Source organism: Ignavibacteria bacterium, from assembly GCA_025612375.1.
Taxonomy (GTDB): domain Bacteria; phylum Bacteroidota; class Ignavibacteria; order Ignavibacteriales; family SURF-24; genus JAAXKN01.
Window position 1 is genome coordinate 1 of the sequence record JAAXKN010000006.1, and the last position, 12332, is coordinate 12332.

The window sequence follows — 12332 nt, forward strand, 5'->3', positions numbered from 1 at the left end:
TAATTTCTGAATGCTTTGTTCAACCAATTTACTAAAGTTCGCTTATTTCTGAAAGTATATAATTAGCTGTTAAGAACTTGCTCAAGAGAGGATATTCTTTAACTTTGCCTTCTTTTGTAATTATTGTGACCTTATTCGTATCGAATTCAAAACCCGCGCTTTTGTCTTTTAACGAATTCAAAACAATCATATCCAGGTTTTTCTTTGTAAGTTTATTCTTTGCGTTCTTAAATTCGTCGTCGGTTTCAAGGGCAAAGCCTACTATTTTTTTATCACCCTTTTCGAGTGAGCCCAGTATGTCGTCGGTTTTTGTAAGGTCTATAGACTTAAGGCTTTCTTCCTTCTTGATTTTATTTACCGCTACATTCAAAGGGCGGTAATCTGCAACTGCTGCGGCCATTACGAGGATATCGTTGAGCGTAAGGTTCTCATCCACGGCTTTTTTCATCTCAGAAGCGCTTCTTACCTTAAGGCATCTTATGCCCGGGTAGGCTGCCTCTGAGCTTGGCCCCGAGATAAGCGTTACCTCGGCTCCCCTCAGGCTCGCGGCCTTTGCAATCTGAAACCCCATCTTTCCCGAAGAGCGGTTGCCTATGAATCTTACGGGATCAATATCCTCATAAGTCGGCCCTGCTGTAACGAGAAGCCTTTTTCCTTCAAGATCCCTTGAAAAGCCTGCCAGCACGAGCTCAGCTGCATCCACAACCTTTTCCGGTTCAGCCATTCTGCCCTTGCCTGAAAGGCCGCTTGCAAGAAAGCCTTCTTCCGGCTCCACAATATAGGCAAGATCCTTCAACTTTTTCAGGTTTTCCTGATTAATTTTATTGTTGTACATGTCCACGTCCGCCGCGGGAGCAGCTATTAAAGGACACCTCAAGGCAGCTGCAACGGTCGTAAGGGCATTATCGGCAAATCCGTGCACAATTTTAGCAACAGTGTTTATGGTTGCAGGTGCAATGATCATAAGATCGGCCCAGAGGGCATATTCAATATGCCAGGTCCTGAGGCTGACGCCGTTTTTTTGTGTATCCGGGAAAACATTAACAATAACTTCGTTCCCGGTCAGTGTGGAAAATGTAAGGGGGGTAATAAATTCAAGAGCGGAAGGAGTCATAATGACCCTGACTTCCGCTCCGCGCTTAACTAACTGTCTGGCTAAAAGGCAGGACTTGTAAGCAGCAATCCCGCCCGTAACGCCCAAAATGACCTTTTTCCCTGAAAGAATGCTGTCCATTTTCTTCAGGATTTATAACGGTATTCAACTTTCCCCTTCAGCAGTTCATTAAGTGCATGAAGATGCGGTTTGGGTCTTTTTTCGAATTCCAGAGAAATCTTCAGCTGATCAGGGTTTTCAATATCTTCACTGTCATCATCAATACCTTTTGAAGGTATGGTATTAACCAGGGAATTATATTCCAGTCTGGTTTCTTCGTTTATTCTTCTTCCTTCTTTTGCAGCAACAATTACAGCTTCATAAGTATTTGCTGTTTTTTCATCAAGTTTGCGCAAATCAACAGGCTGTATTCCCATATCAGATTTTCTCCTCTTTATTTATTTTGTTCTTTATTATCTCTTTTGCTTCAGAAATTGCTTTTTCCAGTTCATCATTAACTACAATAAAATCAAACTCATCCTTAAGGCCCAGTTCCATTTCGGCCCTGTCTATCCTTTTCTTCAAATCCTCTTCAGTTTCAGTCATTCTGTTCTTAAGCCGTTTTTTCAATTCCTCAAGGCTTGGAGGCATAATATAAATTAAAACCGCTTCGGGATAAATCTTCTTTATATTCAGAGCCCCCTTGACGTCTACTTCAAACAGAACACAATTTCCCTTTTCAACGTTCTCATCGACAAAACTTTTTAATGAGCCGTAATAATAATCGTAGAACTTCTCCCATTCAATAAACTCGTCATCATGTATTTTCCGGAGGAATTCTTCCTCCGAAATGAAAAAATATTCTACGCCGTTTGTCTCGCTGTCTCTTTTTTTCCTGGTCGTGGCAGAAATGGAAAAGACTATCTCAGGGAACGTTTTCAGTACATTTTTTACAATCGTAGTCTTCCCGGCTCCGCTTGGAGCGGAAACAACAATAATGCATCCTTTATTATCAGTCAATTACCACTCAGTTTTGAATTACTCAATATTTTGAATTTGCTCGCGGATCCTTTCGAGTTCTTCCTTAATAAAAACCGTGTAATGCGATATTTCGGTAGATAAGGTCTTGCTTCCGATCGTATTGGCTTCGCGGTTTATTTCCTGGCAGAGGAAATTCAGCTTGCGTCCTACTTCATTGCTCTGCCTGAGGCTCTCGAGGAAAAACTTTGCATGGCTGTTGAGCCTTACGCATTCCTCCGTAATATCGGCTTTATCAACCAGAATGGCAAGTTCCATATCCAGGCGGTCGCTGTAGGCAGATATATCTCCCAAAAGCTGTCTGGCTCTTTCTTTCAGCTTCTCGAAATTCTCCTGAGCGCTGTTATGGCTGAGCTCTTCAATTTTGGCTACCGTCTGCTGAATGTTATTTATACGCATTGCGAGGTCTTTTGAGAGTTCCTCGCCTTCTTTGTTTCTCATTGCAAGAAGCTCCGTTATTGAAGCTTCAATCGCCTCGCGGACAAGCTGGAATTCACTTTCCAGCTCTTCACTTTGGTCGGCTGAGAACAGGTCCTGAAATGTCAGCAGCTGGTCGAGTGTTATTTTATCCTTTAATTTAGCCGCTTTCTTCAGCTCTTTTAAGAACTGTACGGCATACTGAACGCTTTCTTTGTCGAGCGAGGGCTTTTCATTGTTTAAGCCGTTCTTTCTTAGCTGAAGGCTTAATATAATTTTCCCTCTTTTAATCCTGCTGCGTATAAGCTCTCTTATCTCATATTCCTTGCTCTGCAGGTTTTTAGGCAGTTTAAGGGAGACCTCAAGATATCTGCTATTGACGCTCTTAATCTCAGCTTCAACGTTAACATGTGTATTCTGGGCAGTACCTTTGCCAAAACCGGTCATACTGGAAATCATCGAAAAATCCTAAAATTTAGTCCAATAAATTAGTTAAAAATCCGAAGTTTAACAACTTATAAATCTTCCCAAAGGACGTAATCAGCTCTTTTCTCCCCTAGAAAGCCTCACCTATACCGAAGTGGATTTCAATTAAATCCTTGAAAATATGCTTACTTCTGTTGTAGAGGTTCAGAAAAGCCTTCCTTTCGTAAGGGTCATAAGCCTTAAACCCGATATCCACACGTATAGGGGCAAAAGAAGTATAATACCTCAAACCAAGCCCCACGGCTACTGCCAGACGGTCAAACTTGAAATCCTGATATCCCATGAACGTATTTCCATAATCCACAAATGCCGCACCGCCAATGCTTCCAACAAAGCGGTTCCTGGTTTCAAAGGAGCCTTCCATTAAGAAGGTGCCGCCAACCGGAACGTCGCGTAAGAACAGGTTCTGAAAGTCTGCAGCAGTAGTGATTGGTATATTAGCTGCCCTGGGAATAAGTTGCCTTGCACGCCAGCCTCTGACCGAGTTGGAACCGCCTGCGGTAAAAAGCCTGTTAAGAGGGACATCGTTTTTCCTCCCCTGGTAGGTCTGCAGGTATCCAACCCTGAACTTAATGCCGAAAGCATCAACATTTGAATTATAGACGTTCGGGAAATAGGAAACCGTGGTCTGCAGGCGGTAGAACTGTGATCTTACATTAATGTAGTCTGCCCCTAGTCTTTTTAACAAAGAAGGGATAAAGTTTCCTTCCTCAAGCGTAAGGGACAAATTGTAGCCTTTGGTCGGGAACATCATGTCGTTGGTCTTGTTTGCACCTATGTCAGCTCCTATGATTGAGGTAATATTTCTTGAGCTTCTGAGGTTTGCAACGATGGAATCCTCTCTTGCCGGAGACAAAGGGGTATTCGTTGAGGCAGCGTTGTTCTTGATTACCGTTCTTACGTAGTCTTCCAGAAGATTGTCGACTGTCCTTTCAGCCTGATAGTAGGTAACCAGGGAATTAAAGTAAACTTTTCTTGGAAGTTCAAAGTCCAGGCTGATTTTGGTTCCGTAAATCAATGAGCGGTACTGCTTCTGTTTGTTGATTGTAAAATACCCTTCAAGCTTGCTTGATATCCTTCTGTCAAAAAGGAAGGGCTGTTCAACCGAGGCTCTTAAATCCACGTATCCAAGAATTGATGTATCCCTGATGGAAGTTACAAAGCCGAAGATTTTGCTGTAATCAACATTAAAAACGTCCTGAATGGCAAAGCTGCCGCCCAGCGTAAAAGTCCTGGCATTCCCAAGGAAGTTCTTCCTCGTGTACGTTGTGCCGAGACCGACGTTAAAAGCGCTTTCCTGGTTATTTATAATGATCTCCGGCGAAAGATCATTCATCTTTGTAATGTCACCCGTAATGTTGAGGTTAACAAGGCTCCGGTTTGAATCCGGCACCACACCGCTGATAAGAACTGAAGAAAAAAGATTTGTCCTGTAAAGCCTTACCTGTGCCCTCTGCTTTTCATCTGCACTGTAATAGTCGCCTGGACTTATGCTGACAATCTTTTTAATCAGCGTGTCTTCAACATAATCCTTGCCCGGCCCTTTCTTCTCCACCTCCAGGCTGTCGACCTTGTAGCGCCTTCCGGGGAAAACCCCGACATTTATATCCACGAAATCAGAGTCGGGATAAACATACACGTCGGGCCTTTTGATATCGGCATTCATGTAGCCGTTATCTCTCAGGAAAGAAATTACAGGTGTCGTCTCCTTATCAACTAAACTCCTTGAAAAAGTCTTTGTCGTATCAACAAAGTAGTCGGAAAGAATCTTTTCCCTGAATTCAGAGGGAAGTGAGTCTAGCCCCTGATAGGCAAAGTGCCTTATCTTAAAATCCGGCCCTTCAGTTATATTGTAGATGAGCGTAGCTTCTTTTTTATCTTTGTTGATGTGATACTCATCTGAAAACCTTGTCTCAAAGAAACCGTTATCCCTGTAATACTTCTCAAGCGCTTTCATGTCTTCAGGAATCTTAAGGGAATCAAAGTATTCAGGAGGCAGGCCCAAGCTGCTGGAGATTTTATGCAAAAATTTATAAAACCAGTTCGGAGTGGTTTTGGAAGAAATTACAGTTTCAAGAACCGAACCTGGAATTGAATTATTTCCGTGGAATTCTATGCTGACAAGCTCATACTGGTCAGCGTTTTCCTGCTCCTCATCCTGTGCAAAAAGGAAGTTGTTGCCTGAAATGACAATCACGATTGCAAGCAGCAAAATCTTGTAAATGGTCATATTGAGTAGTTTCTGAAAATTCTGTTTATTCCTTAAAAAATGTCTTCCAGGTTATAATCCTTCTCAACTATCCTTAATTCAGGATAATCTCTTTGGAAGTGCCTTATGAAGAAATCCCTTATCTCCTTTACATTTGTATTTGGCGACAAATATAAAGAGGTAGGTTTTTTCTCCACACTGAAAAAGTGAGCGTAATAGACCTGGTTTTTGTTGAAATCCACAATGTAGTTAAAGATTTCACCGCCGCCGCTTCCCATAAAATACGCCTGCGAGTCGTAATAGATCATTTCGTAGTCCGCATTGCCCAGCTTTATCTTCTTTATCAGGCTTTCGGTAAATGAGCCCTTTAAGAGAGGAGTCTCAAATGTTTTGCTCAGATCGTTATTGGCCTTCTTAAAATAGAAGAACTTAATACCCCATTCGGTCTTGCCGTTTTTTTCAGTACCGGCTGCTATGCCGGGGGAGGAATCTTCCTGGAATTTTCCTTCCTCAAAAAAGCTTACCTTTGTGCCCAGAATCTGCCTTACTCTTTCCTCGGCAAATTTCCTGTCGATCTTCTTTGCCGAGTCGGGAGTAACGACCGACACAACAGGCTTCGGAGCTTCCTTTTTCTCACATGAGGTAATAATAATTGATAGAGAAGAAAGAGCTAGTACTAAAAGGAATTTAATTTTTGATGTCAACTTCAGTCCCTGGTTTAATTACAGAATAGATCTCGTCTATGTTTTCATTGCTTACAGCAGCAGAACCGTTTGTCCAGTTAAAAGTAAAGGGAAGATTCTTGAATATAAAATTCAGTCTTCCTGTACCATGAATCCCTATGGCCGGAAATCTTTTGCTGGCAGACTTTACACAGCCCCCGGCTTCAAGTTCCTCATACAGGGCTTCATATTCCCTTTCGGATATGGTACCGGCCTTATAAGCCTCAGTTATATCTTTATAATTCGGAAAATTAAGCCTTAAAAATTTGTGGTAATCTGATGCCGTATCGATTTCACAAATCTGGTAATTACCGACCGGAGAAATAGGGCTTTCATTTGAAGGCCTGCGGGCACCATTATTATTTCTACCGAAAACAGCCCTGTAGCTTTTTACAAGAACTGTATCGGAATATAAATCCAGCCTGTAGTTGCGCCTGTCAATAAGCAGATGAACATTTGTCATGTAAGTCATATGTTTTTCTGCAAGAGCTTCAGATAAAGGCACATCCCTCAGATTCAGAATCATTCCGTATAAAATAATTCCTGCAAAGAAGACAAGCAAACTGGCTATAAAAAATAATATGCTCTTTAACACAAGTTATTAAATATAATGTACTAAATAAAATTTAAAAATTAGTGCATGTACTTGCGGGTACTCTCAAAAATCAGGGTCTTAAGATAAGCATTCGGGTATTCTCAAGTCTATGGTCAGACAATCTTATTCTGCTTTTTCCGGCATCGCTTTGATTCTTTCTGCTTCAGGGGAAAGAGCCTTCACAAAATAAGCTCATTTCCTTAAAAAAACGGAAAGACGGCAGTTCATGCCGTCTTTCACCGGGTATATATTACTTCTGGCCTGCTTCAACTACTGCAATTGCCGTCATGTTGATTATATCCTCAACAGAAGCTCCTCTTTGCAGCACATGAACAGGTTTGCTTATGCCCATAAGAACAGGCCCAATAACCTCAGCATTTCCTATTCTGGCCATCAGCTTATAGGCAATATTTCCGGAATTAAGGTCCGGGAATACGAGCACGTTGGCCTTGCCTTTAAGCGTGGTGAACGGGTAGTCGTTTTCACGGATCTGCGGAACGACTGCCGTATCGGCCTGCATTTCACCGTCTATTATTATATCTGGCCTCAACTGCTTTACGATTTCAACGGCACGCTTGACCTTTAACGATTCCGGCATCGGAGCGCTGCCGAAATTGCTGAATGAAAGCATTGCAACTCTGGGTTCTATATCAAAACGTTTTACAGTATCAGCCGTAGAAATTGCAATTTCTGCCAGCTGCTCAGCCGTTGGATTAACATTTACGGTTGTATCTGCAAAGAAGTAAACATCCTTCTTCGTTACAACAATATAAAGCCCCGAGGCAACATTAAGACCTTCCTTTACGCCCAGGCACTGCAGGGCAGGCCTGATGGTTTCGGGGTATGAGGTGGTAAGACCGCTTATGAGGGCATCTGCGTGCCCAAGCTTCACCATCATTGAACCGAAGTAGTTGGGCTGCTTCAAAAGAGTCTTTGCCTGCCTGAGAGTCATGCCCTTGCGTTCACGCACCTTATAGAACTCATTTATGTACGTTTCAGAAGTCCTGGCCTGTGAAGGATCAATTATTGTCATCCTGTCAGGCTCAATTCCAATTGCCTTCAGCTTCGCCTTTATTACAGACTCATCACCTAAGAGTATGGGATTAGCAATGCCGTCTTCCAAAGATGTAACAGCCGCCCTGATGATCTTGTCTTCCTCGCCCTCAGGGTATACAATACGCTTCGGCGCCTTCTGCGCCTTCTGTATCATCGTACGGATTACCTCTTTTGACATTCCAAGGCGCTCTTTGAGCTCTTCTTCGTACTCATGCCAGTTTTCAATCTTTACCCTGGCTACTCCGTTTTCAATTGCAGCCTTCGCAACAGCGGGAGCAACCTTCCACAGGACACGGGGGTCGAAGGGCTTAGGTATGATATATTCCCTGCCGAATGAAAAGTCCAGACCGCCGTAAGCCTTAACTACCACGTCAGGAACTTTTTCCTTTGCCAGGCATGCCAGAGCTTTAACGGCAGCCATTTTCATCTCTTCTGTTATTGCGGTTGCCTTAACGTCCAGGGCACCGCGGAAGATAAACGGAAATCCGAGCACGTTGTTTACCTGATTCGGATAGTCACTCCTGCCTGTAGCCATAATGATGTCTTTTCTGGCATCAACAGCATCTTCGTATGAAATTTCAGGATCCGGGTTTGCCATTGCAAAGACTATCGGGTCCGGAGCCATCGAGATGATCATATCCTTTGTAACGACCCCGGCAACAGAAAGACCCAGAAACACGTCAGCTCCATCCATAGCATCGGCCAGTGTCTTCTTTTCTGTTTCGACTGCATAGAGCATTTTATACTTATTCAGGTCCGTTCTGCTTTTTGCAATAACTCCCTTGGAGTCGCACATCATTATATTTTCTTTTTTTACGCCTGCCCTTACATAAAGGTTTGCGCATGCAATTGCAGCCGCTCCGGCGCCGTTGATAACCAGTTTTAAGTCCTCAAGCTTCTTCCCTGCCAGCTCTGCAGCATTCAGCAGCGCGGCACATGAAATAATAGCCGTTCCATGCTGGTCATCATGGAAAACGGGTATATTCATGGTCTTCTTTAATTCCTCTTCAATTTCGAAGCACTCAGGAGCTTTAATATCTTCAAGGTTTATTCCGCCAAAGGTCGGCTCCAGAAGCTGTACGGCCTTAATTACCTCTTTGGGGTCTTTTGTCTTGAGTTCAATATCAAACACATCGATGTCTGCAAACCTCTTAAACAGAACACCTTTTCCTTCCATAACCGGCTTTCCAGCCATGGGACCTATGTCTCCAAGGCCAAGGACAGCAGTTCCGTTTGAAACAACCGCGACCAGGTTTCCCTTTGCAGTGTACTTGTAAACATCCTCAGGATTATGCTCTATCTCTTTACATGGCACAGCTACACCTGGAGTATAAGCCAGGGAAAGATCTCTTGCAGTTACGCAAGGCTTAGTCGGCACAACTTCTATTTTCCCGTGTCTTCCCTGGATATGATACTCCAGGGCCTCCTCCTTTCTAATCTTCATAATTCATTCCTCTGAAAATAATTGTATAAATATTTCTCTGATATGAAATTACAATAGTTTTATGAAAAGATAAATAGCATAATAGGATAAAATGTACATTAATATTAAAAAGCCGCCCTGATGTGGGGCGGCTTGATTCAAAAGCAGGAAAGAGCTTAAACTTCCATTATCTCTTTTTCTTTATGTTTGATTATTTCGTCAATCAGGTTTGTATGATCATTTGTAAATTTCTGGATGTCCTGTTCCATATTCTTTAAGTCATCTTCTGAAATCTTCTTTTCCTTCTGTTCCTTCTTCAGGTGTTCGTTTGCATCCCTGCGGACGTTGCGGATAGCAACCTTGGCATCTTCACCCATCTTCTTAATTATCTTCATCAGGTCTTTTCTTCTTTCTTCAGTAAGCATGGGGATTGGGACCCTGATATTTGTACCATCACTTGAGGGATTCAGCCCAAGATCCGCAGTCATAATTGCCTTCTCAATTATCTGAACTGCCGAACGGTCCCAGGGGGTAATAGACAGAGTATGAGCATCCAGTACGGAGACGTTTGCCATCTGCTTCAAAGGGGTTAATGTGCCGTAGTAGTCCACTTTCACTCCATCCAGCAAAGCCGTAGTAGCCTTACCGGAACGGATCTTTGAAATCTCTGTTCTGAAGGCTTCAATCGATTTATCCATTCTCTGCCTGGCATCACTAATAGTTTGGTTCATGGTTTCCTCTGTATGTTGTTTAATGTTTACTGTTTTTAATTACCGACTGTAGTACCTACCGATTCGCCCATCACAATTTTAAGAAGATTGTCCGGCTTATCCATATTAAATACAATAAGAGGCAGATCATTTTCCTGGCAAAGACTTATGGCCGTAAGGTCCATTACCTTCAGCCTGTCTTTTAAGATATCCAGATAGGAGATAGTTTCAAACCTCAGTGCCGATGGATTTTTCTCCGGATCCGAGTCGAAAATTCCGTCAACGCGGGTGCCCTTGAGTATTGCATCGGCTTCAATTTCAACGGCCCTCAAGGTTGCCGCCGTATCAGTAGAGAAATATGGATGACCTGTTCCAGCTCCGAATATAACCACTCTTCCCTTCTCAAGGTGCCTGATTGCACGCCGCCTTATATAAGGCTCGGCTATCTCTTCCATGTGAATAGCAGTCATAAGCCTTGTATAGATCCCCTTATGTTCCATCGCGTTCTGAAGTGCAAGAGAATTAATAACTGTTGCAAGCATACCCATCTGGTCGCCTGTAACACGGTCAATCCCCTGCTCGCTTGCGCTCAGGCCTCTGTAAATATTTCCGCCGCCTATAACAATACCTATCTGAACACCAATATCGTGTACCTTCTTAATTTCAGTAGAAAAGAAATCCAGGACCGCGGGGTCAATTCCGTGGCCCTTCTTTCCCATGAGCGATTCGCCGCTAAGTTTCAACAGCAGTCTTTTATATTTAAGCTTTGTCATATTTCTCCGTCAATTTAATAAAAAAAAAGGTCTTATTAAATAAGACCTTTTAAGAAATTACTTCTTTTCGTCACTCAAATGATATCTGTGGAACAAAACGAGCCGTGCTTCAGTGGAGTACTTTTTGTTGTATTCCTTGAAGAGGTCACTGACCGCTTTCGTATTATCTTTTATAAACGCCTGTTCATAGAGGCAGTTTTCCTGATAATACTTGTTCAGCTTACCCACAGCAATTTTCTCGAGAATCTGTTCCGGTTTGCCTTCTTTTCTTGAAAGCTCCTTGTAGATTTCGATTTCCTTATCAATAGTTTCCTTTGGAACTTCTTCCCTGTAGACGAAGCCCGGCTTCATAGCTGCAACCTGCATGGCAACATCTTTCATTATGCCAACCATTTCATTCAGGTCGCCCTGGCCGATCTTGTCGACGCGTACTAAAACACCAAGTTTTGAACCATGGTGCACATAGTCAACTACGGCGCCGTCAGCTGAGGTTTCAATAACAAAGCGTGTTACAGTGATCTTCTCTCCGATCTTTCCGATCAGGTTTTCAAGTTCCTGCGCTACTGCTTTGCCGTCGCTGCTGATTGAGAGCAATGCCTCTACGTTGGAAGGTTTATTTTTAACTATTGTATCAAGAACAAACTTTGCAAAGTTCTGGAAGTCATCACTCTTGGCCACAAAGTCAGTTTCGCAGTTAACTTCTACCATTACGGCAGTCTTCTTGTCGTCTGAAACGTAAGTAAGCACAAGGCCTTCGTTAGCTGTTCTTTCAGCTCTCTTTGCTGCAACAGAAGCACCTTTCTTTCTGAGGACTTCAATTGCCTTGTCGAAATCGCCGGCGGCTTCGGTAAGGGCTTTCTTGCAGTCCATCATACCTGCACCGGTTTTTTCTCTCAATGATTTGACTTGTTCTGCACTAATTTCCATAATTACCTTTTCCTTGATTCGGTTTCTTTATTAGGACGTCTGTCGCGTCTTGGTTCTCTGGCCGGTCTGGCGTCTTTTACTGTTTCCTTGGCTTCAACTTCTTCCTCGCCGCGTTCTTTTCTCTGTCTTTCCTTTTCGGCTGCTTCCTGGGCTCTGAGTTCCTTGGCTTTTCCAAGTCCTTCAACCACAGCATCAGCCATAACCTTAGTGATCAGTTCAATTGTCTTGACTGCATCATCATTGGCAGGAATTACATAATCAGCAACATCAGGATCGCAGTTGGTATCCACGATAGCAAAGATCGGGATATTGAGCCTGATGGCTTCCTGTACGGCAATTGCCTCTTTTTTGATATCAACGACAAAAAGTGCGCCTGGCAGCTTTGTCATTGTTTCCACACCGTCGAGTACTTTTCTTAATTTATCTTTTTCCCTTGAAAGGAAAAGTCTTTCTTTTTTGGTAATCTTGTCAAAAGTACCGTCGTTTTCCATCTTTTCGATGTTTGTAAGGCGTTTGATACTTTTGCGAATAGTTGAGAAGTTTGTGAGCATGCCGCCCAGCCATCTTTCACTGACCCAGTTCTGTTCGCATCTTTTAGCTTCATTGGCTATGATGTGCTTTGCCTGTTTCTTTGTGCCGACGAACATTACTTTCTTTCCTTCGGCTACAAGTTTGGTCATGCTTTCAGCGGCATCGTTGATTAAAGTTTTGGTTTTCTTTAAGTCTATGATGTGAATCCCGTTTTTTTCCATAAAGATATATGGTTTCATTTTGGGATTCCAGCGGCGGGTCAAATGCCCGAAATGAGCACCTGCCTCGATCAGTTCGGTTAAATCGATGTTCTTCATTTGCTAGTTCCTGTTTTACTTCTACTTTTTTCATC

The 12332-nt window shown here is 42.9% G+C and carries 12 protein-coding genes; all 12 read right to left on the reverse strand.

Annotated features, from left to right (window positions below):
* Positions 1-31 precede the first annotated feature (31 nt).
* Positions 32-1234, reverse strand: a complete 1203-nt coding sequence (gene coaBC / locus HF312_05915; GenBank protein MCU7519735.1) for a bifunctional phosphopantothenoylcysteine decarboxylase/phosphopantothenate--cysteine ligase CoaBC — start codon at positions 1232-1234, stop codon at positions 32-34.
* Between the two features lie 5 nt (positions 1235-1239).
* Entirely contained in the window at positions 1240-1530 is a 291-nt protein-coding gene (locus HF312_05920) for a DNA-directed RNA polymerase subunit omega (GenBank protein MCU7519736.1), read from the reverse strand.
* A 1-nt stretch (position 1531) separates the two neighbouring features.
* Positions 1532-2113 (reverse strand): guanylate kinase, encoded by a 582-nt coding sequence (gene gmk / locus HF312_05925; protein ID MCU7519737.1) that lies wholly within the window; start codon positions 2111-2113, stop codon positions 1532-1534.
* Positions 2114-2131: 18 nt separating this feature from the next.
* Entirely contained in the window at positions 2132-3007 is an 876-nt protein-coding gene (locus HF312_05930; protein ID MCU7519738.1) for a YicC family protein, read from the reverse strand.
* A 97-nt stretch (positions 3008-3104) separates the two neighbouring features.
* Positions 3105-5264 (reverse strand): BamA/TamA family outer membrane protein, encoded by a 2160-nt coding sequence (locus tag HF312_05935; protein ID MCU7519739.1) that lies wholly within the window; start codon positions 5262-5264, stop codon positions 3105-3107.
* A gap of 32 nt (positions 5265-5296) precedes the next feature.
* Entirely contained in the window at positions 5297-5947 is a 651-nt protein-coding gene (locus HF312_05940; protein ID MCU7519740.1) for a hypothetical protein, read from the reverse strand.
* Complete coding sequence (locus HF312_05945) at positions 5931-6491, reverse strand: L,D-transpeptidase (GenBank protein ID MCU7519741.1); 561 nt, start codon at positions 6489-6491, stop codon at positions 5931-5933. Before HF312_05945 ends, HF312_05940 begins: the two co-directional genes overlap by 17 nt.
* A 319-nt stretch (positions 6492-6810) precedes the next feature.
* A complete protein-coding gene (pta, locus tag HF312_05950; GenBank protein MCU7519742.1) occupies positions 6811-9060 on the reverse strand; it encodes a phosphate acetyltransferase in 2250 nt (749 codons plus the stop codon).
* A 155-nt stretch (positions 9061-9215) separates the two neighbouring features.
* The gene (gene frr, locus HF312_05955; protein MCU7519743.1) at positions 9216-9770 is read right to left on the reverse strand and encodes a ribosome recycling factor; all 555 of its coding nucleotides are present in this window, start codon (positions 9768-9770) and stop codon (positions 9216-9218) included.
* Positions 9771-9805: 35 nt separating this feature from the next.
* On the reverse strand, positions 9806-10522 hold the full coding sequence (locus HF312_05960) for a UMP kinase (protein ID MCU7519744.1): 717 nt from the start codon (positions 10520-10522) through the stop codon (positions 9806-9808).
* A gap of 57 nt (positions 10523-10579) precedes the next feature.
* Complete coding sequence (locus HF312_05965; GenBank protein MCU7519745.1) at positions 10580-11449, reverse strand: elongation factor Ts; 870 nt, start codon at positions 11447-11449, stop codon at positions 10580-10582.
* 2 nt (positions 11450-11451) lie between these two features.
* Entirely contained in the window at positions 11452-12297 is an 846-nt protein-coding gene (rpsB, locus tag HF312_05970) for a 30S ribosomal protein S2 (protein MCU7519746.1), read from the reverse strand.
* Positions 12298-12332: the final 35 nt, after the last annotated feature.

What these genes read in the sequence shown, in the direction of transcription:
- coaBC (MCU7519735.1), bottom strand. Translation starts at nt 1,234, where the DNA reads ATGGACAGCATTCTTTCAGGGAAAAAGGTCATTTTGGGCGTTACGGGC.
- HF312_05920 (MCU7519736.1), bottom strand. Translation starts at nt 1,530, where the DNA reads ATGGGAATACAGCCTGTTGATTTGCGCAAACTTGATGAAAAAACAGCA.
- HF312_05930 (MCU7519738.1), bottom strand. Translation starts at nt 3,007, where the DNA reads ATGATTTCCAGTATGACCGGTTTTGGCAAAGGTACTGCCCAGAATACA.
- HF312_05935 (MCU7519739.1), bottom strand. Translation starts at nt 5,264, where the DNA reads ATGACCATTTACAAGATTTTGCTGCTTGCAATCGTGATTGTCATTTCA.
- HF312_05945 (MCU7519741.1), bottom strand. Translation starts at nt 6,491, where the DNA reads ATGATTCTGAATCTGAGGGATGTGCCTTTATCTGAAGCTCTTGCAGAA.
- pta (MCU7519742.1), bottom strand. Translation starts at nt 9,060, where the DNA reads ATGAAGATTAGAAAGGAGGAGGCCCTGGAGTATCATATCCAGGGAAGA.
- frr (MCU7519743.1), bottom strand. Translation starts at nt 9,770, where the DNA reads ATGAACCAAACTATTAGTGATGCCAGGCAGAGAATGGATAAATCGATT.
- HF312_05960 (MCU7519744.1), bottom strand. Translation starts at nt 10,522, where the DNA reads ATGACAAAGCTTAAATATAAAAGACTGCTGTTGAAACTTAGCGGCGAA.
- HF312_05965 (MCU7519745.1), bottom strand. Translation starts at nt 11,449, where the DNA reads ATGGAAATTAGTGCAGAACAAGTCAAATCATTGAGAGAAAAAACCGGT.
- rpsB (MCU7519746.1), bottom strand. Translation starts at nt 12,297, where the DNA reads ATGAAGAACATCGATTTAACCGAACTGATCGAGGCAGGTGCTCATTTC.